A 26,572-nucleotide genomic window follows, 5' to 3' on the forward strand; every position below is an offset into this window, starting at 1 on the left:
CAGATTATTTCGGTGATTGTTTTAGCTGCCGTTGGCATACCTCGTGATATGTTTGAAATTGGCCGTGTGATCGCTGTTTTTGCAAGATTTTTGTTGGGGCATGGCTGCTAGGTGATGGTTTATCCTGTGCTGACCTATCCAACGGAATTACGAGGGATGGGGGTTGGCGTCAGTCGTTTTGTGGCGGGGTATTAGGGGTTTTCGCGGCGGGGACGGTCCTGATAATGATAAAGCTTTGCAGTAATATCTTTGTTGTGATGGGGTATCGTCCGGGGGTGGGGAGGATCCCCCCATGCATGATGAAATATGCGGCATGGGGGAGAGGTATTGTTTAGGGCTGGAGTAATCGGGCTTGTGCTGCTCCAGAATGTTCAAGTGATTGTGCTAGGGCGAGAAGCTGGTCTTCACGTCCCGGTTTGGCAATAAGCTGAGCGCCGAGGGGTAAGCCAGGAGATGGCATAGGAAGTGTTAAAACGGGGAAGCCTGCGAGAGTAAGGGGTTGTGTATAGAGGCCGAGATTGGCGCGTGCGGAAATCATCGCGCCATTGACGTGAATAAGGGGTTGATCAAAGCGCGGTGCTTCTCCGACGACGGCGGGTGCTAAGAGGATATCAGTATGATTAAAGGCTTCATGCATGGCGCGTCTGAACCAGCTTCGGAAACGGTGCGCTTTGGTGATGCTCGGAGCAGGTATAAGGGCGCCCGCTAAAAGGCGGTCGCGTACGGCGGGGTCGAACTCATCAGCGCGATGGCGCAGGTGATCAAGGTGCAGCGCGGCGCCCTCTGAGGCGCTAATAATAAAGGCGGCAGCACGTGCGCGGGCGATTTCTGGTATATGAACGGTTCTTGTGGCGTGTAGTGTATTGGCCAGAGTGTTGAATGCCGTTTGCATGCTGGGTGACATATTATCAGAGAACCAGCCGCCAAGACGTGCAATGTTCAAAGATGAGGGCGTTACGGGGGAGAGTTTTTCTTCCGTTAGCGCTTCAAAACATAAGGTTAAGCCTTCGGCGCTATCGGCAAAAGGCCCTACGGTATCGAGACTGGTGACAAAGGGGTAACTGCCTTGTGTTGGGAGGCGCCCTTGGGTGGCGCGCAGGCCCCAAACGCCGCATAATGAGGCAGGGACGCGGATTGAGCCATTTGTATCCGACCCGAGGCTAAGGCCGAAGAAGCGTGCCGCAATGCCAGCAGCAGATCCGCCTGAGGAGCCGCCGGCAAGGCGTGCTGTGTCATGTGGGTTATGGGTAGGGCCGTGATGGGCATTATCCGTAGCAAACCCGTAAGCAAATTCATCCATATTGGTGAGCGCAACGGGAATAGCGCCAGCTTTTATGAGGCGATGGACGAGGACAGCATCTTGAGAAGCTGGGGGGGCATCCGCAAGTACTTTTGATCCTGCGGTGGTTACTTCACCGGTGACATCAAAGAGGTCTTTAATGCCGAAAGCTATTCCTGCGAGTGGGCCGGGATCGACACCATTTTTGACCTTATTATCAATGTTTTGTGCATAACTTAGGGCGCGTTGCGTGAGGAGACGTGTTGTTGTGTTGTAGAGGGGATCACGTTGTTTGATGTCTGACAAGATGTGTTGGGTTAGGGTGACGGCGGAAAGGGACTGGCTGCGGATAAGATGTGGGATTTCGTGGCTGCGGCGGGGCAGTGCGCTCAGGGCTGGATTTATATTTGGTTTCATGGGTGATTGGGCTCGTATTCTGCGGCGGGTTCTTCACGGTCAGAAAGAGGGAATTGGTCAATCAGGTCAGCATAGGCGCTGAGGATTGTGATGTTGGCCATAATGCCATCATGGTACTGTTCTGAAACGGTTAAACCGATATTTTGAAAAAAAAGAGTGAGGTCTTTGTGATGAATGATCATGATTTATCCGACATCAGAGAGACATGAGCGGCTATAATTTTCCAGCCTTGTGGGGTGTTGATCCATGTTTGGCTTTGACGGCCGATGCGCGTTTCATGGAGGCGCTGAAACTCTAAATTTACGATTGCTGTTTCGGGTGAGAGTACACGAATGACACGCCGAATGGTGTGACGTGGTGGAGATCCGCCAGAGCGTGTGGCACGAAAAGAACGGATCGCGTTGATACCGTAAAGATTTTCACCGACACCATAGCGTATAGTGTCGTCACTTTTATAAAAAAAATCATCGAGTGCATCGAGATCATTATCATTTAATGCTGTTTCGTATTGATCTGAAAGAGCAGTAATGTGCTGGATGAGGGTTGGGTCGTCCAGAGGCATGGAAGTGTCCTGCGAAGTGTATTTTTATGTGGGAAGCTTAGTCTGTGATGCTTGTGAGGGCTATGTGAAAGAATGCATGTGGGTGTGCTCATTTATGCATTTTATGGTGCATGAATGAGCGGTCGTCCTAGTTTAGGCGTTGGCATATTTAGGGCTTAGAATAATGTAAATGATACTTCCTGATAAGGCCCCTAAAAACCAAGAGAAATTGCTTAAGAAGCCAATGGATGCAACACCTTCGGGAGCCATGGCGATGAGTGCGCCGAGGAGGGTGGCGCTCAAGGCTGCCGAGGCGGCATATGAGTCATAAGGGGTGTTTAAAGTTAGCTCAGCACTGGAAAGAGATGTTCTGCGGCGAATAAAATAATCGGTCATGACGATGCCGAATAACGGGCCAACGGCTGCTGCGAGTGTATCCAGTGTGAGGTGCATATGTGTGGGGTTATTATAAAGATTCCAAGGGGTAATGAGAATGGCTCCTATGCCGCATAACCAGCCAGCGCGCTTCCAATTTAACATTTTGGGTGCAATGGCGCACAAGTCGAGTGCCCCGGAGACGAAGTTTGCGGCGATATTGATCCCCGTTGTGGCGAGCAGGAACGTGATGATGGCGAGGGCTAGAGCCGCAGGGTTATCAAGATGGGCGACGATAGCGACGGGATCATCCATCTCGGTGCCAAAAACAGGTTGGGTGAGTGTGGTCGTGGCAACGGCGAGGAGAGCGAAGGCAATAAAATTCACAGGCAGTCCGAACATGTTGCCGATGCGGATATGGCCCATTGTACGACCGTTGCGGGCAAAATCTCCAAAATTCAGCATGGGGCCTGAAAAATAAGAGACGACCAAGGCGGTTGCGCTGAGCCAAGGAACCAAGCCGCCGTGATAGGTGCTGTGAGGCGTATGCGGCCAGTGCCAATGGTTCATATGCAGGAGGTCAATTAGCAGAAAAACCATTACGATATAAACGGCGGGACCGGCGAAATCAAAAAAACGCCGTATGGTAGAAATACCTTTGCGGAACAATAACATCTGTGCGCCCCAGAGAACTAAAAAACATCCCCAGCCGAGGTATGAAAGACCGAGAAAGCTGTAATGTTGAGTATTACTAAAAGGTGTTAAGCAGGGGAAAAGGCGCAGGAGAGGAACGGCCATGGCGTTAGAGGCAAGCCATGTTTGAATGCCGTACCATGCCATGGCAATGAAGGCGCGGATGGCAGCAGGAATGGCAGCAGCGTAAGGGCCGAAACTTGCGCGAATAATAACAGAAAAGGGCACGCCAAACCGTTGGGAGGGAACGGCGATGAGCGTACAAAATAGGCAGACGATAAGGCTGCCTGTGATTAAGGCTGTCAGTATTTGTACGGGTGGTAAACCTAGGCCAAATAATGTGCCAGCCAAGATATAGCCACCGATGGAGTGGATATCGGACATCCAAAAAGATAGATAGTCGAACCAGCCCCAATCTTGTGTTTCAATAGGAGAAAGGTCGTTATGATAAGAAGGCTGGGGCTGGTTCATCGTTCTTAGAAACCCGTCCGAAAGGTCACAATCGCGTAGAAATTGCTCAATGTATTATAGGTGGGGGCCTGTCCGGCAATGTTTGTCCCGTAGATGCCGCGTGTGGTTTTTGCGTTCAGTTTAGGGCTGTTAATGGCGGAGTAGGCGCGTGTGTTCGCAAGGTTATTGATCCAGAGCATAATCTCAGGAGATTTCATTATGCCATTGGTTTTGCGGCCAAGCCATGTGTTTGGTGGTAGGCGCATACCGGCAGTGAGGTTCATTGTTGCGAGTGAGGGTAGGGCTTCATCATTCATGAATGTGGAGTATTGTTTAGAGAAGTATGAGAGGTCATAATTCCAAAAGAAGGTACCATTATCCCAATCAATACCCAAAGAAGTTGTCCATTTGGGGGTGTTAATGGCTGAATTACCTTTTGTGGGAAGGTAATCATTTCCGGCTTTGATATTATTGTTAATGGTCGAGTGCATGTATTGTGCAGAAATATAGGGGCGGAAATGATAGAAGGGATGTGTGCCAATTTCTGCATCAAGACCATCACTGGTTTGGCCGCCTCCATTGAGGTTTTCGGCGATACGTTGGTTGCCGAGGAAGCCATAAGTGGAAATTTGGCGATTTGTGAAGTTGAAGTGGAAATAAGTCAGTGATCCTACGATATAATGATCATTATAGCGTAGTCCGGCCTCTTCTGAGATTGTGTATTCTTGTTTTACGTTTGTTGTGCCGCGATAGGCATACTGCCCTGTGTTAGGGTTTAGGGTCGAGATAAGGTAAGAATCCGGTGGTGCTTTCGCGCCGGTAGCAACGCCTGCGAATGCTTGTAAATGTGGCGTGATTTGATAATGCGCACCGAGCTGGGGCAAGTATTGAACTTCATTAAGGCCAATTTTGTAAGGAAGGCCGGGGAGGCGTTGGGTTGCGTTACGGTTGATCATGGTGACACGCATACCGCCATCAGCCACGAATTTTCCTTGTAGTAGAGTGAGGGTGTCCCCAACATAAAGACCATTTGTTTGTGTAATATCGCTATAATTGGTCGTATAATAAGGCTGGCCATTGGGCATGCGTAGTGCTTTGCTTTGATAGCCCCATGGAGTATATGGTGAGCCATCAGAGTAGACCCCGGTGAAACCGGTGAGGTTAGTGGCGTTGTCATAGTCATACCAATAGCCAATGAAAGGTTTATTGGCCCCGAGGTCGAACGTTGCCTTGAGATTTAGGCCGCCCCGCATTTCATTGAGGCTGGTGTAAGATTCCGTCAGCCCGGATGATGTTCCGGGAAGTTGTCCGGGGATATGAAAACCTGTGATTAACTGGTTTCCGTAATATAGGGTGTTATTGAGGTTGGTTCCAGCGCCATATACCTTGTCATTATAAGCTGTATAGGGCGTAAAATCGACTGTCACTTTCCCACGGGAGAAAGACATAGGGGCTAATATGTTATAGGTTCTAGAGTGTAGCCAGTTTAATTTCCAATAATCGCTTGTTTGTTGTTGTGGGTTATAATAGCGTGAGAGTTGGTTTCCCCAACCATATTGGTGCCAGTTTGCCATGGTTGTGCTCCAATAGGGTTCATTGCCGGCAATACCTCGGGTAAAACCACCAATGAGCGCAATATGGTTGCGGTCATCCCACTCTTTGATCACGTTGAAATCAAAGTGTTGAAAACTTTCTTGGCCGGGGCCACGGTAGAATGTGTCATGCTGGTTAGAGGCCGAGAGAAAAGCGCGGATGCCGCTATGGCCCCACTCACCCGTGTCATATCGAATAAATTGACGCGTATAATCTCGCGAACCTGCGCCAAGGTCTAATGTCCCACCGGCTTTGCGTGCAGGGTCACGCATGGTGAGGGAAAATAACCCACCAGAACCGTTGATGGCTGACGTATCCAAATTTGAAGAGCCTGGTTGGACCGAAATGCTGCCGATATTTTCAGAGTCTACGACCCATGCAAGGTCAAGGTTATATCCACCAACACTTGATAAGGGGATGCCGTTATAGACATTGGCGATTTCGTCTTGCGTAAGGCCGCGCATACTGAGGGCAGATTTTTCATGACCGGCGGGGTCTGTATTGGCAACAACCACACCAGGGGCCATTTTGGTCATGTTATAAGCGTTTTGCGCAGGTGCCTGCTTGGCAATGTAATCCTGGCTGATAGTGCTGCGGGCTTTAGGGGCAGTTTGTGGGCGGATGAGGCCACCACCGGGGGCTGTTCCCGTTACACCGTCATGAACGTGGGAGGTAACAGTGATGCTTTCGGGAGAGGGAGCATTCACTGTGTGTTTATGGTGTGTTTTGGGTGGTGTGAGCGGTTGCGCTAAGGCCGTGGTTGTAAGAAGCGCTAGACAAGGTGTGGTTGTGCGTAAAATTTTACATGATGATGTGCGTGACTGGCGCATGGTTGACGTCCTTCGTCATTGAAAATGATTCTCTCATGAAAACGTTCTGATGTAAGAATGTCTTATTAGCAAAAAGTGTCAACAATTTTTGTTTATTATCCGAAATGTTCTTGGATTCCTTGTAGGCTACCTAAAAAAGAACATGTGGTTGGGGTGGGGATAATGTTTGATAGGTCTTGGTAAAAAGGCGCGAGGCCGGTCCCGCCAAGAAGAATATGGGGAGTGCGGTGCTTGTGTGTGAGGTTGCGTGCGGTCTCGCCGAGAGCCTTGAGTGTCTGTACGGGTTTTTTTTGGGCGTGTGCGCCGGAGGATGGAATAGCTGAAATAATGTTGATTTTGTCTGTATAGCCGGTGTTATGGGCAAGTGTCATGAGGAGTGGAATCCACTCCTCACCGCCAGTTAAGATAGAAAATGACGCGGTTTTTTGGGAGCAAACGGCAAAAGACGTTTCGGCCATACCAAAAATGGGAATGGTGAGGTTTTGCTTTAATGTTGCAACGGCGGGATCTCCGAAGCAGGCAATGAGAATAGCGTCATAAGGTATGGTCGTGTTTGGTGTCAGAGTATTCTCTGTAATGTTGGCAGCCCATTCAAGGTCTTCTTTCGTGGCAATATAGTGTGGGCCAGAAGGAGCGGTTTGGGCGGTAATCTCCCAAGCGGGGAGAGTACTTTTGGCCATTTGGGAGATGTTATGGGTGATGTCGGTATTCGTGTTTGGGTTGTAAATCAGGAGGTGAGGCACAGAAGGGCATCCATTTTTTCGGAGGGTTTCGCCAAAATGGGCACTATTTTTGTTAACAATCAAGATCGAAATGTGAGACTGCTCGAAAACCTTTTTTAGGGGGTAATCTGGTGGTTGTGTGTCTAGACAAGTGGAAACGGGCGCTGCATGAACAGCACAGTTATGTGTCATGCCTTATGGAATGTTTTTGGTATGAGGCGAGATACCCTGTGGGGTTGGGGCTAAAGGAACTGCGAGATGGAAATGTTATTGGAAATGCATGAAAGCGCAGGTCTTATCCCGGAAGAAGCCCATATGGCACGGTGTATTCGCGAAGCAATTTTTGAGCGTCGTATGCCGCCGGGTACAAAGTTGCCAGAAGAGCATTTGGCTGTTTTGTTTGAAACAACACGAGGACGTGTTAGGCGTGTTCTTCTGGCTCTTTCGCGTGAACATATCGTTGCATTGCGCCCAGGTAAGGGGGCAATGGTGGCAAGGCCGGGGCCAGAAGATGCACAACATATTTTAGAAGCGCGGCGTGTTTTGGAAGTAGGGCTCCTAGAGCATCCTTGTCGTACGTTGACGGTCGAAAATTATGCGCATTTGAAAGCGATTATCGATAAAGAACAGCAGAGCCACGAAAAAGGGGATGCTCTAGAACTTATTCGTTTGTCGGGGCAGTTTCACCTTGATTTGACAGTATTGGTGGGAAATCAGGTAATTGCAGAAATACAACGTGAACTCATTTTACGTACGTCTTTAATTATTGCGCTTTTCGAGCGCCAAAAAGCGACATGTTGTTTGACCGTTGATCATGGGATGATTTTGGATGCTGTATGGCAGGGTCGCTTACACGAAGCCTCTCGTTTGATGGGGCGGCATTTATTAGAGATTGAACACAACCTTGACTTTAAAATGTCACCACCACCGGCAACGTCTTTGACGGCATTATTGCCGAGGTGAGATGGGTTGTTCTATTTTTTAGAACGGTGGGATCTGAAATTGGATATATCTAAGAATGGTAATGGTGTGTGATAGTTTTGCAGCCGTTTTTTATGTGCCTTCGCTGAGGGCATATGAGGTTGCTAGGCCGCGCAGTAATACGGAAGAGTGAGGTTAAGTGTCTGACGTAAACTCTATATTGTGTTTGTTCTGTGTATGAGTGAGATGATGACAACGGGGCAGAATGTCGTTGCGCGCTGTCGTTTATTGAGTGCAGGTGTTTACTCTGAAACGCAAGATGGTCTTTTTCGACCTTGGCTATCAGATTCTTTCTTTCAGGCGCAGGCAATACTCTCTGAATGGATGATTCAGGCGGGGATGCAGGTACGTTATGACGCTGCCGGTAATCTTATAGGGCGATATGAAGCGTGCATTCCGGGGCAGGCTGCAATTTTGTTCGGGTCACATATTGATACGGTTGCGAATGGTGGCTGCTTTGATGGATTATTAGGGGTCATACTTGCAATCTCTGTGGTTGAGCAGCTTTCTCAGGCTCAAAAACGTTATCCTTTTGCGATTGAGATTATTGCATTTGGGGATGAAGAAGGTTCAGCATTTCCGGTTTCCATGATGACCTCTAGGGCCGTGAGCGGTGAGGTTAATCCGGAAGATTGGGCCTTGATAGGCCCGAGTGGTACTGTCGCTGAGGTGATGCGTGCGCGGGGGTTGTCGTGCTCAGATTTATCAAAAGCAGGGCGTAACGCGGAAGATATTATAGCGTTTGTGGAGGCGCATATTGAGCAGGGGCCTGTTTTGGAGGCGCAGGAATTCTCACTTGCGGCGGTACGTTCGATTGCAGCGCAGCGCCGTGGCACGGTCACGATTATTGGGCATGCGGGGCATGCGGGTACATTGCCGATGGTGATGCGTCGTGATGCTTTGGCGGCGGCAGCTGAAGCTGTGCTGAGTGTTGAGCGTGTTGCTGTAGAGTTTCCGTATGGGGCCGAAGGTGGTCTTGTTGCTACGGTGGGGCGTTTAGAAGTTTTTCCAGGCGGCAGCAATGTTGTGGCAGATCGGGTGGAGTTTTCATTGGACGTCAGGGCCGGTGCGCGATCGTTACGTGACGCTGCGGTTCAGCAGATAGAAAATGCGTTTCGGGATTTGGCGCAGCGTCGTGGCGTGACGCTGTCATGCGCATGGCAGCAAGATTTGGAGGGGGCGGAATGTGATCCGACCTTGGTGCGGATGATGCAGAAAGCTGCCGAATCTGAGGGGGGGAGTGATGTTGCGCTGGTCAGTGGCGCGGGTCACGATACTATGGTGATGGCGCGGCGTTGGCCTTCCGTTATGTTGTTTATACGTAGCCCCGGCGGCATCAGTCATCACCCAGATGAAACAGTGTTGGAAGACGATGTTGATGCGGCCCATCGGACACTTCTTGGTTTTCTTGAACGTTTGAACCTTAATCAAAAGAATTAGAGCTATGCCACCGATTTTTCCTGTTCTTGATATGCCGCAGCGTCTTTTGATGGGGGCGGGGCCGTGTAATGTTCATCCGCGCGTTTTGCGTGCGATGGCGTGTGATGTTATTGGGCAGATGGACCCAGAAATGACAGCGTGCATGGATGAAACGGCCGAGCTTTATCGGCAAGTGTTTCGTACGCGTAACCGCCATACACTCTTGATTGATGGCACAGCTCGGGCCGCTATTGAGGCGGCTTTGGTGTCTTTAGTGACGCCGGGTATGAAGGTAGTGGTGCTGCGTATTGGACGCTTCGGCCTTTTATTGGCAGAAATTATTGAACGTGTTGGTGGGATCGTGTGTCCGGTTGATGTGCCTTGGGGGGAGGTTGTTTCAACCGAAGCGGTTAGGGCAGCGATTGAGCAGCATAAACCGGGGTTACTGGTTAGTGTTCATGGTGATACATCTACCACGACAGCGCAGCCTTTGGCGGAGATTGGTACGCTGTGTCGAGACAATAATGTTTTGTTTTATGTGGATGCTACTGCGACATTGGGCGGAATGCCTTTAGAAGTGGATGCTTGGGGTATTGATGTGGCAACGGGTGGCTTGCAGAAGTGCTTGGGCGGCCCACCCGGTAGTGCGCCAATTACGATGTCAGAACGTGCTGTTGAGGCGATTATGGCGCGTAGACATGATGAAGCGGGTATTCGTAGTGCTGCCCCACAGGGAGAGGGGCCGGTTATCCGTTCCAATTATTTTGATTTGGCGATGATTATTAATTACTGGTCTGCTGAACGTATTAATCATCATACAGAAGCGACGAGCATGCTGTATGCCGCACGTGAAGCGGCCCAAGTTGCTTTGGAAGAGGGGATGGATGCACGCTTCGCGCGCCATGCCCGTGCAGGGGCGGCGGTTGTTGCGGGTATCCGTGCTATGGGGTTACGCGTCTATGGTGATGATAGCACGCGCATGAGTAACGTAACGGGAGTGTGGGTGCCTGAGGGGTGTGACCCTAACCGGGTACGTTCTTTGCTACGTACTGAGTTTGAAATTGAGATTGTCTCGTCCTTTGGGCCGCTTACTGGAAAAATTTGGCGCATTGGTGCCATGGGTGTGAATGCGGCAAAGCATAAAATTCTACTGACGTTAGCCGCACTGGAAGCTGTTTTGGCTGGAGAGGGCGTGGAGGTTGTGCGTGGTGCTGGTATTGATGCAGCACGGGCGGCTTGGGAGGCGCATTCATGAGTGTATATCCGCGCGATATGATTGGATATGGGGCAACACCTCCAGATCCAAAATGGCCAAATGGCGCGCGTTTAGCGTTGCAATTTGTTGTGAATTATGAAGAAGGTGCTGAAAATACGATCTTGCACGGGGATGCCGGGTCAGAAGCTTTTTTATCCGAAATGGTGGGCACACAGTCGATTATCGGTGCGCGCTGTATGCAGATGGAAAGTCTGTATGAGTATGGGGCGCGTGCGGGGTTTTGGCGTTTATATCGTCTGTTTCAGCAGGCTGGTTTTCCGGTAACGGTGTTTGGTGTGGCGCTAGCTTTGGCGCGCAACCCAGATGTTGTGGCGGCGATGAAAGATGCGCAGTGGGAAATTGCGAGCCATGGTTTGCGTTGGATTGATTACCAGCATATTCCAGAAGAAATTGAGCGGGCGCATATTCGTGAAGCTATTGCGTTACACGAAAAAGTAACGGGATCACGACCGCAAGGTTGGTACCAAGGGCGAACGAGTCCGCAAACGGCGCGTTTGGCAATGGAAGAAGGGCCGTTTGTTTATGACGCGGACTCTTATGCAGATGACCTGCCCTATTATCATGAGATTAATTGCCAGCAGCAACTGATTGTTCCGTATACGCTGGATGCAAATGATATGAAATTTGCAGCGCTGAATGGCTTTACGGAAGGAGAGCAGTTTTTTCGTTATTTGCGCGATCATTTTGACCAGCTTTACGCAGAGGGTGGGCGGATGATGTCTGTGGGGCTTCATTGCCGCCTTGCAGGTAAGCCAGCGCGTGCACGTGCTTTGGCAAAATTCATTGAGCATGTACAAGCGCATGATGGGGTGTGGGTTGCGACGCGACTGGATATAGCCCGGCATTGGCTGACACATTTTCCTGCACGCTAGGACTAAGTGGGGCTTTACGTGATGGTGGAGCCTCTATCAAAGAGAAAGAGTTTAGAGTTATGCAAACTCCGTTTTCACGTCGTGGGATGGTGAGTGCACCACACCATTTGGCCAGTCAGGCGGGGTTAGATATTTTGAAAGCTGGTGGCACCGCTATTGAGGCGACTGTTGCCATGGCAGCAACGTTATCTGCTGTTTACCCTCATATGACGGGGTTAGGTGGAGATGCGTTTTGGCTTATTTTGTGGCCGGATGGGCGTAATGTTTCAATTGAGGCATGTGGTGCTTTAGCGCATGCTGCCGATGCGGCATTCTATGCTGGTTATGACCAGATCCCGTGGCGTGGCGGTTTGGCTGCAAATACTGTTGCGGGTACGGTCGCAGGATGGGAAAAAGCTCTACAGATGAGTGCGGAACAGCAGCCTAATTTGCCTTTGGAGCGTTTATTGCGTGATGCAATTTATTATGCGGAACATGGGCGTGTTGTTACGCAGGGTGAGGCTGATTTATTAAAGGAAAAACAGTCTGAATTGATAGGTAATACTGCGTTTGCAGAACAGTTTTATCCTAATGGGGAGCCCCTCGAAGCGGGGAGTGTTCAGGCCATGCCGGGTTTGGCTAAGACACTTAAAATTTTGTTGCGTGATGGTTTGCGGTCCTTTTATGAAGGGGCAATAGCGCGAATGATTGCTGAAGATCTTGCGGATGTTGGCAGTCCTGTGCGGTATGAAGATGGCGCAGAATATAATGCAGCGTTAAAAGAACCTTTGATGGTTGAGTATTCTTGTGGTCATATTTTAAATACCGCTCCACCTACGCAAGGGGTGGCATCATTATTGATTTTGGCTTTGCAGGATCGTTTGCGGCCATGTGGCGAAGCGGAGAGTGCTGATTATATTCATGGATTGGTGGAAGCGACCAAAATATCTTTTCAATATAGAAATAAAAATATAGATGGCCGATTGGAGGCTGAGCAGCATGCTCGGGATTTATTAAATAATACGGCGGCTCTTGATGATAGCGCTGCAAAAATTGATATGAAAACGTCTCTACCGTGGAATGAACAAACTCAATGGGGCGATACGACGTGGATGGGGGCGGTGGATCATCATGGTATCGCGGTGAGTTTTATTCAGAGTATTTATTTTGAGTTCGGTTCTGGAATTTTGTTGCCGCAAACTGGTTTGATTTGGCAAAATCGAGGCACTTCTTTTCGGTTGGCCAAAGCGGGGTGGAATGCTTTAACCCCGGGGCAAAAGCCGTTTCATACGCTCAACCCGGCTGCAGCACGCTTAAAAGATGGTCGGGTGATGGTTTATGGAACGATGGGTGGCGAAGGGCAGCCGCAAACGCAGGCGGTTATTTTTAGCCGATATGTTCAGCACGGCATATCTTTGCAGGAGGCTGTTTGTCGCCCGCGTTGGTTGTTGGGTCGTACATGGGGAGAAGAAAGTACATCTTTAAAAATGGAGCCTGGTTTTCATGCTGACGTATTGGATGAATTACGCCAACGAGGCCATGATGTTGAGTTACTTTCTACTCGGTCGGGGTTGATGGGGCACGCAGGTGCCTTGGTGCGGTATCAGGGGGGGCGTTTAGAAGGGGCAACGGACCCGCGTAGTGACGGTGCTGTTGCCGCATGGTGATAATGAGATGTTTATTTGATTTCTATTCATGTATTTTTAGAAATAGTTTTAATTTGTTTTATTTATTGAATTAATATAGATAAATTTATATTGATATGGAAATATATATTTTGGTATAAAATTTATTATTATGTAAATGAGGATTGGTAATGAATTTATGTGTATCATGTTTTTCTGCTCAGTTATGGGGTAGAAGATTTTTGATAGACTTTTTTTCCGGCGACATAGGTGGCTGAGATGCTCCGGTCATCGCCTAACATCATGAGCGCGAAAAGTATGTCGGAGAGGTTATCGGCGCTTTGAGTGCGTATGCGCCCCAATGGGGTGGCAGCTGGGTCTAGCACGCAAAGATCAGCGAAATGGCCGGGAATAATGTTTCCAATTTGATCGTCTAAGCCGAGTGCTTCCGCGCCACCGACGGTTGCGAGCCAGAGGCCCTGTGCGGGGTGTAAAGAGGTGTTTAATCCTTGGGCCACTTTATAACTATCGGATAAGACTTGTAATAATGACAGGGTTGGGCCTGCGCCAATGTCGCTGCCAAGACCAGTTTTTACACGACGTTCAGGTTTTAATGCTCGAAAGAGTGGAAAAGAACCTGAGCCGAGGAATTGGTTTGAAGACGGGCAGTGGGCAATGGAGCAGCCTGTATCGTGGCAGCGTTGGAAATCTTCTTCCCGTGCATGGACGGCATGAGCAAGAATGGAGCGGGGGCGTAAAAGTCCTGCTTTATCATAGACATCAAGGTAAGAATGACGGTGCGGGAAGAGGTCTTTTACCCACGCAATTTCGGCTTTGTTTTCAAGCAGATGTGTGTGCATGAAGACATCGTGGTGTTCGGACAAGAGCGTACCTGCTGCGTCAAGCTGTGCTTCTGTGCTGGTAGGGGCAAATCGTGGGGTGACGGCATAGAGTTGACGGTGGGTGCCGTGCCATCGTTGAATAAGGGTTTGTGAATCATCGTAAGCTTTTTGTGCGGTATCGCGGAGGTTATCGGGGGCGTTACGGTCCATTAAGACTTTTCCGGCAACCATGCATGTGTTGAGTTTGCTTGATTCCGTGAAGAAAGCATTTACAGATTCAGGGTGGACCGTACAGAATACTGCTGCCGTAGTGGTGCCTGCTTTTAAGAGTTCAGACAGAAAAGAGCGGGCGATGGTGTGGGCGTAATCTGGGTCTGAAAAACGGGCCTCTACGGGGAAAACATAATTGTTCAGCCAGCTTAAAAGCTGTTCACCATAAGAGGCGACCATAGGAAGCTGAGGGTAGTGAACGTGTGTATCCACCATGCCGGCCATGAGGAGTTGATTAGGATAATGATCAATGGGTGTGTGTGCTGACAGCTTGGTACGCCCGTTGTCCCATGAGGATACAGAATGGATGCGTCCTTCTTCGATAATGATAAGGCCATCGTCTTCGTAGTGAAGAGCGGATAGGGGGGCATCATTGGTGAAAGGGTTGTCTTTAAAAGACAGAAAAGGAGCGCGAATGGCGGATTGTTGGGGCATGCTGTCTGTATCCGTTTTATTGAATATGTATCGGTGGATTTAGGCGTCTTTCATAAGGTTCTGCATATTCTCCTGTAGCTCTAAGAAGTGAATTTCTATTTTTTGTAGGAGCAACCGAGCGGCGCTGGAGAGGGTTCTTGAGCGATCCACGCATAAAGCGGCTGTGAGTGGCGTTAATTTTTCATTCGAAATATGCGTGAAGGCAATTTTTGTCTCTTCAACTTCTTCCATGACATCTGCGTAGCTCATGATGCTGATACCATAATTCTTGCAGATCATAGATTTAATCATATCGATGCTGTCCGATGATAGGACCTCATTCATTTCTATTCCGGTTTCAATTTCTAAAATGTCAATTTTGCGGCGCAAGGCCAGTGGTAGAGCAGGTGCGATAATATCGTGTTCCATACAGGCGCTAAAGCGTTGATGTTTCTTATAAGAGAGAGGGTGCCCAGGTGGGCTTATAAAGCCGAGGGGAAATTCAATATATGAACGTACGATTAGGTCACGTACGTTGCCAGGATCAAATAAAATTGCCAGATCGGCTTCACCGCGTGCGAGGGCCGGGCCGATGTCTTTGCTGTTTCGAACAAATATATTTACGACGATACCAGGATGTGTCAGGCGAAGGTTTCGGATTAACCGAGGCATAAAGCCGCGTGTCATCGCGTTTGGGATCATAAGATTCACTGAGCCGCGCCGTAGTCCTTTCAGGTCATCCACCTGAGTGAGAAAACTATCCATGTCTTTGGTCCAGCGCTTGGCTTGGTCCAGCAGCATCTCGCCTGCGGTTGTCAGGCGTAGGCCTGTGGGTAGGCGTTCAAAGAGTGGGGTGCCGAGTGTTTGTTCGCCTTGAAGGATTTGTCGATCAATGGCGGAGGCGGAAATTCTCAGGTTTTCGGATGCTTTTCGGATCGATTGGTGTTGTGCAACGGCAATGAAATAGCGCAGAAAGCGTGAAAATGCCGGCATGTAGGTGTTCTCTTTTTTAGAATGAAAAAGACGAAAATTAGATATATCTTAGAATGTCTCGTACGTGAAATAGTCTTTGTGCATGTTGTGTGTGTTATGTCTATCCGAAGCTGAGAGCGTGTTATATGTCCGAATGTCTTAAAAACTCAGTGCAATTACCCCGTAACTGCACGTTTGAGCCGGAAGACTGGGAAATTCTCTCTCATTTTTGGTACCCAATCGCTCTTGCGCGAGAGGTCGAAGCAAAGCCTTTGGGGGTGACCCTTCTGGATGAAACCCTTGTTGTCTATCGTGCGGGTACAGAAATTGTGGTTGCGCAGGATCTGTGTCCACATCGTGGGGTGCCGCTCAGCATGGGGCAGGGGGATGGAAAAACGATTGCCTGTGCGTATCATGGCTTTCGTTTTGGAGAAGGGGGGCGCTGTGTACGTATTCCTGCGCACCCAACCGCCAATATCCCTAAAAACATGAATCTGCAAAGTTATCCCGTTAAGGAACAATATGGCTTAATCTGGACGTGCTTGGCGGATGATGGCACGCGCTCCGTTCCGGATATGCCGCATTGGGATGAGGCTGAATTCCAGCAAATTACATGCCCCTCTATTGATATTGCGGGATTTGCTGGAAGGCAGGTTGAGGGCTTTTTAGATGTCGCACATTTTGCTTTTGTGCATACGGAGACATTCGCCGATCCCGGTAATGCAGAAGTTCCAGCTTATATGCCTAAATTTACGCAGGAAGGCTTTGAAGCGCAGTATCGTAGTACGGTTGGTAATTACCCGATTGGTGTTTGCGGCAGTGCGCCAGAGGGTTTCGAGTGGTTGCGGCATTTTCGTTTGTCTGTGCCATTTACCGCGACGCTTGAGATCCATTTTCCAGAGGGAGCCCGTTTGGTGATTATGAATGCAGCTTCTCCTGTATCTGCGCGAAAAACGCGCATGTTTGCGCCGATCTGCCGGAATTTTGATAAAGAATTGCCTGTGCAGGATGTCTATGATTTCAACCTACGTGTTTTTGAGGAAGATCGTTTGTTGGTGGAAGCGCAAAAACCAGAATGTTTGCCACTAGATCCAACCTTGGAAGCGCATGTGATGGCTGATCGTAGTTCTATCGCCTATAGGCGGAGTTTGAGGGATTTGGGGCTAAGTCGATTCTTTATTGCGTAAATGTTGTGTGTGTTATCAAAATATCTTTTTGACCTGTGATTAAGGCTTTAATGACTGTGAAACATGGTGCTGCTGACCGTTTAAAAGAGCTCTCTGCTAAGGCGAAGGAAGATCTGGCAAAAATTGCTTATGCTAGTGGTGAGTGGTCTCTTACAAGGCAGCATAAGGGGCAGCATGTTCTCGATGTCGCGATTATTGGGGCGGGGCAAGGCGGCCTTGCTGCGTCTTTTGCTTTGCGCCGCTTAGGGGTTACGAATACTCAAATTTTTGAACGTGCGTCTGAGGGGAAAGAGGGGCCGTGGACGACGTTTGCTCGGATGATCACGTTGCGTACACCGAAGCACGTAACCGGGCCAGACCTTGGTATTCCTTCATTAACACCACAGTCATGGTTTGAAGCGCGCTATGGTGCGGATGCATGGCGAAAGCTGGACAAAATTCCCCGTCAGGATTGGCAATCTTATTTGGATTGGTTGCGGCAGACATTAGCGTTGCCGGTAGAGTATGGTGCGGCTCTTACCCATATTGGCTGGGAGGATGGCGTAATTCGTTTAACCCTAAATGGCATTGAAGGGCAGCGCGACGTTTTTACGCGGAAGCTGGTGCTTGCCACGGGGATTGATGGCGGGGGAGAATGGTTTATCCCGGAATTTATTAAAAATAATGTGCCAAAAGAGTATTATGCACATACGCATGAGGCAATTGATTTTGAAGCTTTGCGCGGTAAGCGTATTGGGGTTTTAGGGGCTGGTGCCTCGGCTTTTGATAATGCAGCAACGGCTCTAGAGGCCGGTGCTGGGCGGGTAGAGTTGGCTTTTCGACGGAAAGAGTTGCCTAAGGTTAACCCTTACCGTTGGATGGAAAATGCTGGATTTTTAGCGCATTTTGCGAAGCTTCCAGATATTACAAGATGGCGGTTTATGAATCATATTTATGGGTTAAACCAACCGCCTCCACAAGATACATTTTGGCGTTGCCGTCAGTTTGAAAGTTTTACATTATTGCCCGCTACACCATGGCTCTCTGCATCGGTGTCAGAAGACGGGAAAACGGTAGAGGTTCAAACGCCGGATGGTGTGCGTGTTTATGACTTTTTGATCGTTGGGACAGGATTTACCGTTGACTTGGCACGGCGCCCTGAAATGTGCGATGTGGCGCCTGCTGTTGCGTGCTGGCAGGATCGTTTTTCCGCCCCCAAAGGGGAGGAGAATGCATTATTATCTTGCCATCCATATCTGGGAGATCACTTCCAATTTTTACCGAAAGATCCTCAGTCTCCACAAGCCGATATGTTGTCTGCGATCCATAATTTTACCTTCTCAGCAACGCCGAGTATGGGGCTCAGTGGGTCTTCTATTAGTGGTATGCGCTTTGGTGTTGAGCGTCTTGCGCGAGGGATCGCGGAGGATCTTTTTGTTCAGGATGGAGATTTGCATCTAGGGAGTTTGTTGTCTTATCAGGCGGCAGAACTCATCAGTTTAGAGCCTCCGCCAGAGGGATGGGGCGAATAATGGCGCAATTAACATTGGACGCTGTCAATCAGTTGTCACGCGGCTCTTTTATAGAGTGCTTTGGTGGTATTTATGAGCATTCGCCGTGGATTGCAGATAAGGCGTATGATTTTCATCCGTTTACGTCGTTTCAAGCGATGAAAAAGATTTTTTCGGATATTATTCAAAGGGCAGGCTTAGAGCGGCAGATGAGATTGGTGCGCGCACATCCTGAACTTGGTCATCGTGCAGGTATTGATCCGGAGTTGAGTCCTGAATCCACATTAGAGCAGGGGCAGGCTGGGTTGGATCGTTTGACGCAGAAGGAATATGACCAGTTTAAGCGTTTAAATGATGCGTATACCGCCCGGTTCCGGATGCCGTTTGTTATTTGTGTACGCCAGGCTAATAAGAATCTTATCTTGGATGCCATGGAAAAGCGGCTTATGAGCACGCCTGAAGCTGAATTAAAAACGGCTTTGGAACATATTGACCGCATTGCAGATTTGCGCCTTCAAGATCAGGTTATGTTATGAGCTCTCTTTCAACACATGTATTGGACACTGTGTCTGGCCTTCCTGCAGAGGGGGTAAGCTTGCGCTTATATCTGGCGCAAGAAGTTTTGTTTGAAGGGGTAACCAATAGCGATGGTCGTTGCCCCGCCCTCCGAGACATCTCGTTAAACGCTGGAACATATCGTTTAGAGTTTGAGGTCGGAGCCTATTTCCGGGACGTACACGCAGTTTTGGAAGAGCCAGTTTTTTTAGAGACCGTACCGATTGTTTTTGGCTTGCCCGGAGGACGACATGCTCATGTTCCTCTGCTGGTATCTCCTTATAGTTATTCAACGTATCGTGGAAGCTAAGAAAGTATGACAGTAAATACTCATGAAGTAGCTTCTGAGCGCCATCCGGTTGACCAAATACCGTCTTGGTGGAAGACGATTGCTTTTGGTTTGCAGCATGTGCTCACGTTTTATGCTGCTGCTGTGGCTGTTCCTGTGCTTCTGGCAAGTGCATTAAAATTACCTAAAGACGTTTTGGAGCATTTGATTAGTGCAGATTTGTTTACGTGTGGGATTGCATCTCTTATTCAAGCGGTAGGTATTGGTCGGATTGGTGTACGGCTACCTCTTTTGCAGGGGGTGTCTTTTACATCTTTAGCGCCAATGATTGCGATTGGTGCGGCAGGTCCTGGGGGTGTTGATGGGCTTCGTGATGTATATGGGGCTGTTATAGCATCTGGAATTATTACATTTTTTATAGCGCCATGGTTTGCTCGGTTGGCACGTTTTTTGCCTCCAGTTGTCACTGGGACGGTTATTTTGGTGATTGGTATGACGCTTCTTCCAGTCGCAACGAATGATATTTTCGCAGAAAGTGTTGTCGTCGGAGGGCATGGTTATCTGAAGGGGCTGTATTATGGTCTTGGAACGTTATTATGCATACTGGCTATACAGAGGTTCGGACGAGGTTTTTTTGCGAGCATCGCTGTTCTGGTTGGGCTCGTTATTGGAACTATTGTAGCATGGTGCGTAGGTGATGCGCATTTCGCAGATGTTGTCAAAGCTGATAATTTTGCGATGACGATGCCATTCCATTTTGGTTTGCCCCATTTTCAGATTGTTCCGATCGTATCGATTATCATTGTTATGATGGTAAGCCTGATGGAAACCTGCGGCAATCTTTATGCCGTTGGTGAGATTGTTGATAAGCCTATTACGAGGCGGGATATTATTAGCGCAGTGCGTGCAGATGGGGTGGCGACGTGTTTGGGTGGGATTTTTAATTCATTTCCCTATACATGTTTTGCAGAAAACGTTGGGCTCGTTCGTTTAACGCAGGTGAAAAGTCGTTGGGTTGTGGCAAGTGCTGCGTGTATTATGATTGTTTTAGGATGTATCCCCAAACTTTCAGCCATTGTGGCGGGAATACCTTTGGCGGTTCTTGGGGGAGCATCTTTGGCGATGTTCGCGGCTGTGGCGGTCGTGGGAGTACAGATGTTGTCGCGTGCGCGTTTGGACCGGCCTAATAATGTTATTATTGTTGGCACGAGTTTAGCGCTATCCTCTCTCATGACGACGCAGCCTCACCTGATTGCTGATTTACCAAGTTGGGCGCAGGTTATTTTTGGTAGTGGTATTCCTGTAGGAGCATTTTCCGCTTTGTCTCTTCATATATTATTTAATTGCTTACCATCACGGCAATCGGGTCAGATTTTAGATGAAGTAGACTAGAGGTATATAATATATACGTATAGACACGCTTCGCTTCATTAAAATGATCTGCCGTAAAAATTTTTGGCTACACAACGCAATGATCGAATGATAAAGTGACGTTCTCTCCAATATCTTGCCTTTAGTAACTATAGGTTTCTCTTTTGTGGTGGTGAGATATTGGTATCACGTAATTATTTACATCGTAGTGTGAATATAAAAATATTGAAACTTATAGGGTTGCGTGCAATTTAAATCCGAGAGCATCAATGTTTTTTTTATTACTTTGTAAGTTAGGATTCCATATATGCTGATAATCAGGCTGTATAGCAAATCCATGATAGATATGGATATTGTATGTTACTTCTAAAGACATGACGTGGCTCTGTGGAAAAATACCTCTTCGAAAATTATAATTAATCCATTGATTACGGTTTAACTCAGGGCTAGCGAAGGTTTCTGACCATTCTATGCCAAACGTATCATGCGGTCTTCTGGAGAAGATGCCGCTATCAACAATTCCAGCGTAGTATTGATAGCTGTATGGACCATTATTGCTTTGGTTTCGTGTAAAACCCGTTAGCATATATAATCCGTTTAAAGGCCCATGACCATGACGGATAAGCATTTGATCTGCTTGTACCCATAATTGGGTTTTGCCATTTGTCCATCGGTATGGTCGCCCGGTTAATGCGGCGGGTTGGTTGACACTATCAAAGTAATTGTCTCGGTAATTTGAACTATCGTATGCGATACCAATTTTGTAGTGTCCAACGAGTTCATTGGGGCCGAAGGATGGAATTAGGCCAATTTCTGTTGGTAAATAAAATCCAGTATACCGGTTCAGGCTCATATTAAACCCGGTTCGATCATAGCGTATGGTATTTAAGCCGGGATTAACACCATATAAGCCAGTTTGTATATAAAGACCATGGAGCGGCCAGTAACGGATGCGTGCACCCCATGTTGATCCGGGATATGTGCCATAACCAGGCGAGCCACGAGTGAGGGATTTAGGAATACCACAATTTGCTTTATTCATAAAATTACAAAAAAGTGGCGAATTGGCAAAGTCTATATTAACAGGCATTTTCCCAAATGCGATTTGTAGCCGTTTATTGGCGAGATCTTGTGTGCCGTAAATATAGACAAGATGCACAGCGACATTTCCTCCACCGCCGTAAATTTCTTGAAAGCCGTTGAGCGAATTATCTCCCAAATCCCCGGCGAGATTACGGCCTGCGCGGTTAATAATGACAGCGTGTGTGATGAAGCCTTTCCAGCCAATTAATTTTTCCCAATTGAGGTCAAGCTCTAAGCCTATTTGGTGTGCATAGGCGGCTTTTCCTCCACCGCCGCCGTTAAGGGCCATAATGCTTTCTGTTGTATAATCCAGAACAAGACCAATTCCTTTTTTGTTCAGTCCACGTAGTAATTCTCCCCACGGGGTTAGCATATGCTCTACAGGTGGTGTGAATGGTGTATTCGCGTAGGCTGTGGGGGTATCGAGAGAGAATAACGGGGATGTTAGGGAAACGGGGCCGCGATATTGCGCCCGTGCCTGTTGGAAGAGGCACGGTATTCCTGCGCATAGAAGCATCGCGAGGAGAAGTGACCGGCGCATTTGAATTGCCTTATGAAGCAGTTGTACTAGCGCCTGATGAGGGCGTCTTTGGAAGGACGGGAGAGATAAGCGGGCGACCTGAAAAATGCGCTAAAAGGTTATCGACAACGCATTGTCCCATTGTCAGGCGTGTCTCGACGGTTGCACTCGCACGGTGTGGTTGTAAAACGACATTCTCCATGGAGAGGAGGGCTTCTGGTACGTTGGGTTCATGCTCAAAGACATCTAGAGCGGCAGCGCCGAGTACACCGTTTTGCAGGGCTGTAATGAGTGCTGTTTCATCAACAAGGCTGCCACGAGAGACATTGATGAGTAACCCTTTAGGGCCGAGTGCCTCTAGAATGTTTTGATTGATGCTGTGGTAGGTTTGAGGGGTCGCGCTGGCGGAAAGAACAAGAATATCATTCTTCTGGGCGAGTTCGAGAAGAGACGGTACAAAATACGCGTTATTTAAGTGTAGGTTGTGGGTGTGATGATACGATACAGGCATATCAAAGCCATAAGCACGACGAGCAACAGCTTTTCCTACATGCCCCATACCAAAGATACCTAGACGTTTTCCGCTCGCTTTATGGGCCAGAGGAAGCGTATTCTTGCCCCATTGCCGCGTACGGATAAAGTGATCTCCTGTAGGGACCTGTCTGAGGGCAGAAAGAAGAAGGGCAAAAGCGAGATCCGCCACATCATCGGTCAAAATACCGGGTGTCGTGGTGACGTGGATGCCACGGCGTACTGTTTCGTTGAGGTTTACGGCATCGGTCCCAACACCATTGATGGCGATGATTTCTAGCGCAGGTAGGGCCGCGAGAAGTGGGGCCGGTACGCCAGTGGCTCCCCCCGTAGCAATGGCTTGGATCCTCGGGGCGATGGGGAGTACCGCTTCAAGTGAATGATAGGGGTGTACGGTGAAAGCGTCCCGCAGGGCGCTTTCAATCGTGGGCATCATAGGTTCTATGAGCAAGAGATGCGGTTTCATGGGCGATAAAACTCTGTAAGAGGACTTTAGGGAAGATGAACGGTAATGCTGCCGAGAGAAGCGAACTTCGCTTTGGCAGTGGTGCCTGCTTCAACGAATATCGTTCCGGTCGTGGAGCCTGTGGTGACAATGTCTCCCGCTTTGATCGGAAAGCCTTGTGCGGCTGCATGTTTTGCAAGCCATACAAGCATGCGCAGGGGATCTCCTGCGGAGTTACCTCCTTTATGCTCGGCGAGGAGCTGTGCGTTGGCCGTAAGGCGTACGGGTTCTTCTACGGGGGTTAATGAGGCCCAATCTGTGAGGGCATCTCCATAAATTAAGGCGCCGTGATTGCCTTGGTCTGCGAGGTGGAGCAAGGCGGTTTGTGTTCCTATTTTACGAAAACGCGTATCACAAATTTCGATAGCCGGATGTGCGCTGATGATGGCGGAAAAAACCTCTTCGCGCGTTACATCATCCTTTGGGGCGGGCAAGTCTTTTCCAAAACGGTAAACAATCTCTGCTTCAACGCCGTAAAAATGGCAGAGCTCTTTTGGCAGGGTGGTTTCACCTTGAAATAAAGTGGCGGCATGAATGGGGGCGCTGAATGGCTCTGCTGTCGGGGTGGGGGCGCCCACTTTCCAGCCACGGACAGGGCCGAGCGTTTTGCTCATTGCTGTCGCAACAGATTTTTGTATGGCGTAGGCTTCGGACGCTGTTTGTGGCGCATAAGGGAAGGGTGTTTCAAGAATAGGTTGGTGGTTGAGGCGAGCCTCGATGAGGGCCTGTGCGCATAGGTCTAGAGCGGTTTTTTGGTCATGAGAGGCAGTGTTAAGAGCGGTCATACGGCACCTATGTAAGAGAGAGAAAAAGGAGGAAGTCAGAAGCTATCGGCTTCAGATAAAAGGTCTCGGTCTTTTGTCTCGGGAATGTAAAAGGTAGCGATGATGGCTAAAATAGAGAGAAAGACCACGTATAGAGAAAGAGGGATCCAAGCATATAAGCCACTTTGTACGCCACCGATGTGGAAGCGTGAGAAAAGGGCGATTAATGCTTCTCCGACCATAGGGGAAATACCGCCGGCTATGACGGAGGAAAATTCGCGCGTGAAGGATACGGCGGTATAGCGGTGGTAAACGCCGAACATTTCAGGAAGAAAAGCCCCCTGGGTTCCAAACATTCCCCAAGTAGCGATACCGAGCGCTATGGCTAGGGCAATCAAGGAAAAAATAGGGTTACCACGGCTGAAAGTATACCAAACGGGTATGGCTGTAATGGCTTGTAGTATAGCGAAAGCTCGGTAAACGCGGGTGCGGCCGTACCGATCGCTGAGATATCCAGCACCAGGAATAGTCATTGCGCCGACGAGAGCTGCGCCAATGAGGGCAAGAGTTCCCCAGCGTCCCCCCATACCTACGGTGTGTACGAGATAGCTGATAGCGAGGACTTGGTATATTGATGAGCCGCCATTTTCAGCCATACGCAGTCCGAGGCCACCGAGAATAGGGCGCCGCGACGCTGTTAATATGTCACGCAAAGAGCGCTTTTGACGTGGTGCGGTCTCTTCTTCATTTTGGGCTTTATGAAAGGCTGGTGATTCTTTCAAATGCAAGCGCATATAAAGAGCGATGACCAACAAAATGAGACTGAAGAGAAATGGAACGCGCCATAACCAAGTCTCGGCAATGTTGGGAACACCGACGAGCATAAAAAAATAAATGAGACCGGCGCAGACGGTGCCCATTTGGATACCCAAAAATGGTAAGGCTGCAAAATAACCACGGCGGCCGCGCGGGGCGCTCTCCGTCATCATCACGGCTGCGCCGGCTTGTTCCGCACCTGCACCGAGGCCCTGCAAAATACGCATAGTAATGAGCAGTAAGGGCGCGGCAATGCCGATGTGCGCGTAGGACGGAATGAGGCCAATGCCGGCGCTGGCAAAGCCCATAAGGGTAACGGTGATGAGGAGGACCACTTTGCGGCCTACTCTATCTCCCAAACGGCCAAAAATAACGCCACCGATCGGCCGGACGGCAAAACCGATGAAATAAGTAGCGAAACTCGCTACGAGCCCCATGCTTGGTATGCTGCTGGGGAAGAATAGGGGGCCGAAGACGAGCGCTGCCGCTAGAGAATATAACGCAAAGTCATAATATTCCATGGCGCTACCGATGGAACATGTCCACGCTGTGCGGCGCAGTTCAGCCAAAGGCATGGGAGTACGATCATGGTGTTCAGCTACGTCTACTATGCTCTGATCAGGAGGCGTTGAGGCGTTAAGCGCTGTGAAAGTGTTCATGGGAGGTGTACTTCTACCTGACGCCCTGTCTGGATGGCAGTTTTCAAGGCGAGTGCAATATGGAGGGCAGCACGGCCGTCCTGTCCTGTCGCTGCGGGGGTATCTTGGCCGATAATGGCCTTTCTGAAGCGCTCAAGTGCATAATAATACAGGTTATGATGTACGATTGGGATGGCATGTTCGCCGGTTGTATTTCGGAGGTGAAGGGAGCCGATAGGTTTTTGACTCATACAGTCCCGCGCAATGAGAGCGCCTGTTTCGCCAAAGACTTCCACGCCACCCGGTGCAGAAGGAACGGCGTAAGAGCCATGAATTTGTACGAGCAGATCTCCGGGAAAGCGAAGGACAGCCATAATCCCATCTTCTACACCGCGTGTGCCGCGTCGTCCGCTTTGTGACATGGCAAAAACATGGGTGGGGTCTGACCCCAATAGAAAACGTAGTGTGTCAATGTCGTGGATTGTGCTATCGAGTATTAACCCGCCATCTGTAGAATTAACCCGCCAACCTGCATTGCTAGGGTCAATAAAATTGGCATGGAATACGCGTACAGTATTTAACTGACCGATCGATCCATCATGTATTTTTTGGCGCAGAGCCTGATGCACGGCAGAACAGCGCAGGTGATGATTGGTTCCGAATACGACCCCTGATTTCTGTGCTGCTTTTATGATGGATGAAGCTTCTGAAAGGGTAAGTGCTAAGGGTTTTTCGCATAGTATATGCTTACCTGCTAAGGCTGAAGCCATTGCCTGCGCATAATGTTTGGCGTTATGCGTGCTGATATAGACAGCGTGAATGTCCGGGTCTTCAAGGATGTCTGACAGGTGGGTGGTGCTGTGTGGGATGTGGTGTTTCCGGGCAAATGCTGTGCCACGTTCAGCATCACTGCTGAGCACCGACTTAATGGAAAAGCTAGGTTGAGAGCGGATTGCATCAATCATCCATTCGTTTGCCACATTACTCGCTCCAATAAGAGCCCATTGCATGTGTTCTGTCATGAAATCTGTCCTACTTTACCGCTACAGAAGGGTGAGAACAGCGTTACCACATTGTAGAATAATGATTACTTCACATATTTATGTTCGTGCTCAGTAAGCTATACAGTTTACGATAAAATATCCTTATTTTCTGTGATTAAATCTAATTATTAAGTCGTAAAAAGAAAAATACTATCGCGATTAAGTGATGAGTTACCTCTTGAAAGGTTCTCATCAGATATTGGAGGCGCGCAATGGTTCTATGGCGGTCG

General features: G+C 48.9%; 23 protein-coding genes. 10 read left to right on the forward strand and 13 right to left on the reverse strand.

Annotation, left to right across the window (positions count from 1 at the left end):
* Positions 1-331 precede the first annotated feature (331 nt).
* The 6 genes from NTH01S_RS01490 to NTH01S_RS01515 all read right to left on the reverse strand — a co-directional run bounded on the left by NTH01S_RS01490 (position 332) and on the right by NTH01S_RS01515 (position 6,921).
* Positions 332-1,696, reverse strand: a complete 1,365-nt coding sequence (locus tag NTH01S_RS01490) for an AtzE family amidohydrolase (RefSeq protein WP_157070826.1) — start codon at positions 1,694-1,696, stop codon at positions 332-334.
* Complete coding sequence (locus NTH01S_RS01495) at positions 1,693-1,878, reverse strand: DUF4089 domain-containing protein (RefSeq protein ID WP_068168316.1); 186 nt, start codon at positions 1,876-1,878, stop codon at positions 1,693-1,695. Before NTH01S_RS01495 ends, NTH01S_RS01490 begins: the two co-directional genes overlap by 4 nt.
* Positions 1,875-2,258 (reverse strand): oxalurate catabolism protein HpxZ, encoded by a 384-nt coding sequence (hpxZ, locus tag NTH01S_RS01500; RefSeq protein WP_068168321.1) that lies wholly within the window; start codon positions 2,256-2,258, stop codon positions 1,875-1,877. Before hpxZ ends, NTH01S_RS01495 begins: the two co-directional genes overlap by 4 nt.
* 132 nt (positions 2,259-2,390) lie before the next feature.
* Positions 2,391-3,776, reverse strand: a complete 1,386-nt coding sequence (locus tag NTH01S_RS01505) for a cytosine permease (RefSeq protein WP_068168324.1) — start codon at positions 3,774-3,776, stop codon at positions 2,391-2,393.
* Between the two features lie 5 nt (positions 3,777-3,781).
* Complete coding sequence (locus NTH01S_RS01510) at positions 3,782-6,178, reverse strand: TonB-dependent receptor (protein ID WP_084366847.1); 2,397 nt, start codon at positions 6,176-6,178, stop codon at positions 3,782-3,784.
* A gap of 95 nt (positions 6,179-6,273) precedes the next feature.
* Complete coding sequence (locus tag NTH01S_RS01515) at positions 6,274-6,921, reverse strand: aspartate/glutamate racemase family protein (protein ID WP_157070827.1); 648 nt, start codon at positions 6,919-6,921, stop codon at positions 6,274-6,276.
* A gap of 237 nt (positions 6,922-7,158) precedes the next feature.
* On the opposite strand from NTH01S_RS01515, the gene NTH01S_RS01520 reads away from it, so the two are divergent.
* From NTH01S_RS01520 to NTH01S_RS01540, 5 genes are all read left to right on the forward strand, one after another.
* Complete coding sequence (locus tag NTH01S_RS01520) at positions 7,159-7,863, forward strand: GntR family transcriptional regulator (RefSeq protein WP_245642051.1); 705 nt, start codon at positions 7,159-7,161, stop codon at positions 7,861-7,863.
* Between the two features lie 195 nt (positions 7,864-8,058).
* Complete coding sequence (locus NTH01S_RS01525; protein ID WP_068168331.1) at positions 8,059-9,321, forward strand: allantoate amidohydrolase; 1,263 nt, start codon at positions 8,059-8,061, stop codon at positions 9,319-9,321.
* A gap of 4 nt (positions 9,322-9,325) precedes the next feature.
* Positions 9,326-10,555, forward strand: coding sequence for a pyridoxal-phosphate-dependent aminotransferase family protein (locus NTH01S_RS01530; protein WP_068168336.1), 1,230 nt, complete (start codon positions 9,326-9,328; stop codon positions 10,553-10,555).
* Positions 10,552-11,448, forward strand: coding sequence for an allantoinase PuuE (puuE, locus tag NTH01S_RS01535; RefSeq protein ID WP_068168340.1), 897 nt, complete (start codon positions 10,552-10,554; stop codon positions 11,446-11,448). Before NTH01S_RS01530 ends, puuE begins: the two co-directional genes overlap by 4 nt.
* A 59-nt stretch (positions 11,449-11,507) precedes the next feature.
* A complete protein-coding gene (locus tag NTH01S_RS01540) occupies positions 11,508-13,094 on the forward strand; it encodes a gamma-glutamyltransferase family protein (RefSeq protein ID WP_245642053.1) in 1,587 nt (528 codons plus the stop codon).
* 182 nt (positions 13,095-13,276) lie between these two features.
* Here NTH01S_RS01540 and guaD read toward each other — a convergent pair whose 3' ends face one another.
* Positions 13,277-14,599, reverse strand: coding sequence for a guanine deaminase (gene guaD / locus NTH01S_RS01545; RefSeq protein WP_068168342.1), 1,323 nt, complete (start codon positions 14,597-14,599; stop codon positions 13,277-13,279).
* A gap of 39 nt (positions 14,600-14,638) precedes the next feature.
* On the reverse strand, positions 14,639-15,571 hold the full coding sequence (locus NTH01S_RS01550) for a LysR family transcriptional regulator (protein ID WP_068168346.1): 933 nt from the start codon (positions 15,569-15,571) through the stop codon (positions 14,639-14,641).
* Between the two features lie 125 nt (positions 15,572-15,696).
* Here NTH01S_RS01550 and NTH01S_RS01555 point away from each other — a divergent pair, with 125 nt between their 5' ends.
* From NTH01S_RS01555 to NTH01S_RS01575, 5 genes are read left to right on the forward strand one after another with little or no spacing between them, the layout of a single operon-like run.
* Complete coding sequence (locus NTH01S_RS01555; RefSeq protein WP_068168348.1) at positions 15,697-16,737, forward strand: aromatic ring-hydroxylating oxygenase subunit alpha; 1,041 nt, start codon at positions 15,697-15,699, stop codon at positions 16,735-16,737.
* Between the two features lie 50 nt (positions 16,738-16,787).
* Positions 16,788-18,248 carry an NAD(P)-binding domain-containing protein gene (locus tag NTH01S_RS01560; RefSeq protein ID WP_068168351.1) on the forward strand — a complete coding sequence of 487 codons (1,461 nt, stop codon included), beginning with the start codon at positions 16,788-16,790 and terminating at the stop codon, positions 18,246-18,248.
* On the forward strand, positions 18,248-18,763 hold the full coding sequence (gene uraD, locus NTH01S_RS01565; protein WP_068168354.1) for a 2-oxo-4-hydroxy-4-carboxy-5-ureidoimidazoline decarboxylase: 516 nt from the start codon (positions 18,248-18,250) through the stop codon (positions 18,761-18,763). The genes NTH01S_RS01560 and uraD overlap by 1 nt, the downstream gene beginning before the upstream one ends.
* Positions 18,760-19,092 carry a hydroxyisourate hydrolase gene (gene uraH, locus NTH01S_RS01570; RefSeq protein WP_068168356.1) on the forward strand — a complete coding sequence of 111 codons (333 nt, stop codon included), beginning with the start codon at positions 18,760-18,762 and terminating at the stop codon, positions 19,090-19,092. Before uraD ends, uraH begins: the two co-directional genes overlap by 4 nt.
* A gap of 6 nt (positions 19,093-19,098) precedes the next feature.
* Positions 19,099-20,463 (forward strand): nucleobase:cation symporter-2 family protein, encoded by a 1,365-nt coding sequence (locus tag NTH01S_RS01575; protein ID WP_068168360.1) that lies wholly within the window; start codon positions 19,099-19,101, stop codon positions 20,461-20,463.
* Between the two features lie 211 nt (positions 20,464-20,674).
* Here the strand turns inward: NTH01S_RS01575 and NTH01S_RS01580 are convergent, their stop codons facing one another.
* Genes NTH01S_RS01580 through NTH01S_RS01600 form a run of 5 tightly spaced genes read right to left on the reverse strand, consistent with a single transcriptional unit; the run spans position 20,675 to position 26,321 of the window.
* The gene (locus NTH01S_RS01580; RefSeq protein WP_245642055.1) at positions 20,675-22,066 is read right to left on the reverse strand and encodes a carbohydrate porin; all 1,392 of its coding nucleotides are present in this window, start codon (positions 22,064-22,066) and stop codon (positions 20,675-20,677) included.
* Positions 22,067-22,076: 10 nt separating this feature from the next.
* Entirely contained in the window at positions 22,077-23,042 is a 966-nt protein-coding gene (locus tag NTH01S_RS01585; protein ID WP_068168362.1) for a 2-hydroxyacid dehydrogenase, read from the reverse strand.
* A 26-nt stretch (positions 23,043-23,068) separates the two neighbouring features.
* Entirely contained in the window at positions 23,069-23,866 is a 798-nt protein-coding gene (locus NTH01S_RS01590; RefSeq protein WP_157070828.1) for a 2-keto-4-pentenoate hydratase, read from the reverse strand.
* 35 nt (positions 23,867-23,901) lie between these two features.
* Positions 23,902-25,320, reverse strand: a complete 1,419-nt coding sequence (locus NTH01S_RS01595) for an MFS transporter (RefSeq protein ID WP_084366849.1) — start codon at positions 25,318-25,320, stop codon at positions 23,902-23,904.
* Positions 25,317-26,321, reverse strand: a complete 1,005-nt coding sequence (locus NTH01S_RS01600) for a Gfo/Idh/MocA family protein (RefSeq protein WP_068168366.1) — start codon at positions 26,319-26,321, stop codon at positions 25,317-25,319. Before NTH01S_RS01600 ends, NTH01S_RS01595 begins: the two co-directional genes overlap by 4 nt.
* Positions 26,322-26,572: the final 251 nt, after the last annotated feature.

Origin of the sequence: Neokomagataea thailandica NBRC 106555 (genome assembly GCF_001598495.1) — a bacterium.
Taxonomy (GTDB): domain Bacteria; phylum Pseudomonadota; class Alphaproteobacteria; order Acetobacterales; family Acetobacteraceae; genus Gluconobacter; species Gluconobacter thailandicus_A.

Excerpts from the sequence above, each read along its gene's own strand:
- guaD (WP_068168342.1), bottom strand. The coding sequence starts at position 14,599 with ATGCCCCAACAATCCGCCATTCGCGCTCCTTTTCTGTCTTTTAAAGAC.
- NTH01S_RS01530 (WP_068168336.1), top strand. The coding sequence starts at position 9,326 with ATGCCACCGATTTTTCCTGTTCTTGATATGCCGCAGCGTCTTTTGATG.
- hpxZ (WP_068168321.1), bottom strand. The coding sequence starts at position 2,258 with ATGCCTCTGGACGACCCAACCCTCATCCAGCACATTACTGCTCTTTCA.
- NTH01S_RS01550 (WP_068168346.1), bottom strand. The coding sequence starts at position 15,571 with ATGCCGGCATTTTCACGCTTTCTGCGCTATTTCATTGCCGTTGCACAA.
- uraH (WP_068168356.1), top strand. The coding sequence starts at position 18,760 with ATGAGCTCTCTTTCAACACATGTATTGGACACTGTGTCTGGCCTTCCT.
- NTH01S_RS01495 (WP_068168316.1), bottom strand. The coding sequence starts at position 1,878 with ATGATCATTCATCACAAAGACCTCACTCTTTTTTTTCAAAATATCGGT.
- NTH01S_RS01490 (WP_157070826.1), bottom strand. The coding sequence starts at position 1,696 with ATGAAACCAAATATAAATCCAGCCCTGAGCGCACTGCCCCGCCGCAGC.
- NTH01S_RS01595 (WP_084366849.1), bottom strand. The coding sequence starts at position 25,320 with ATGAACACTTTCACAGCGCTTAACGCCTCAACGCCTCCTGATCAGAGC.
- NTH01S_RS01540 (WP_245642053.1), top strand. The coding sequence starts at position 11,508 with ATGCAAACTCCGTTTTCACGTCGTGGGATGGTGAGTGCACCACACCAT.
- NTH01S_RS01590 (WP_157070828.1), bottom strand. The coding sequence starts at position 23,866 with ATGACCGCTCTTAACACTGCCTCTCATGACCAAAAAACCGCTCTAGAC.
- NTH01S_RS01580 (WP_245642055.1), bottom strand. The coding sequence starts at position 22,066 with ATGCGCCGGTCACTTCTCCTCGCGATGCTTCTATGCGCAGGAATACCG.
- NTH01S_RS01575 (WP_068168360.1), top strand. The coding sequence starts at position 19,099 with ATGACAGTAAATACTCATGAAGTAGCTTCTGAGCGCCATCCGGTTGAC.
- NTH01S_RS01525 (WP_068168331.1), top strand. The coding sequence starts at position 8,059 with ATGAGTGAGATGATGACAACGGGGCAGAATGTCGTTGCGCGCTGTCGT.
- NTH01S_RS01560 (WP_068168351.1), top strand. The coding sequence starts at position 16,788 with ATGACTGTGAAACATGGTGCTGCTGACCGTTTAAAAGAGCTCTCTGCT.
- NTH01S_RS01520 (WP_245642051.1), top strand. The coding sequence starts at position 7,159 with ATGGAAATGTTATTGGAAATGCATGAAAGCGCAGGTCTTATCCCGGAA.
- NTH01S_RS01585 (WP_068168362.1), bottom strand. The coding sequence starts at position 23,042 with ATGAAACCGCATCTCTTGCTCATAGAACCTATGATGCCCACGATTGAA.
- puuE (WP_068168340.1), top strand. The coding sequence starts at position 10,552 with ATGAGTGTATATCCGCGCGATATGATTGGATATGGGGCAACACCTCCA.
- uraD (WP_068168354.1), top strand. The coding sequence starts at position 18,248 with ATGGCGCAATTAACATTGGACGCTGTCAATCAGTTGTCACGCGGCTCT.
- NTH01S_RS01600 (WP_068168366.1), bottom strand. The coding sequence starts at position 26,321 with ATGACAGAACACATGCAATGGGCTCTTATTGGAGCGAGTAATGTGGCA.
- NTH01S_RS01555 (WP_068168348.1), top strand. The coding sequence starts at position 15,697 with ATGTCCGAATGTCTTAAAAACTCAGTGCAATTACCCCGTAACTGCACG.
- NTH01S_RS01505 (WP_068168324.1), bottom strand. The coding sequence starts at position 3,776 with ATGAACCAGCCCCAGCCTTCTTATCATAACGACCTTTCTCCTATTGAA.
- NTH01S_RS01510 (WP_084366847.1), bottom strand. The coding sequence starts at position 6,178 with ATGCGCCAGTCACGCACATCATCATGTAAAATTTTACGCACAACCACA.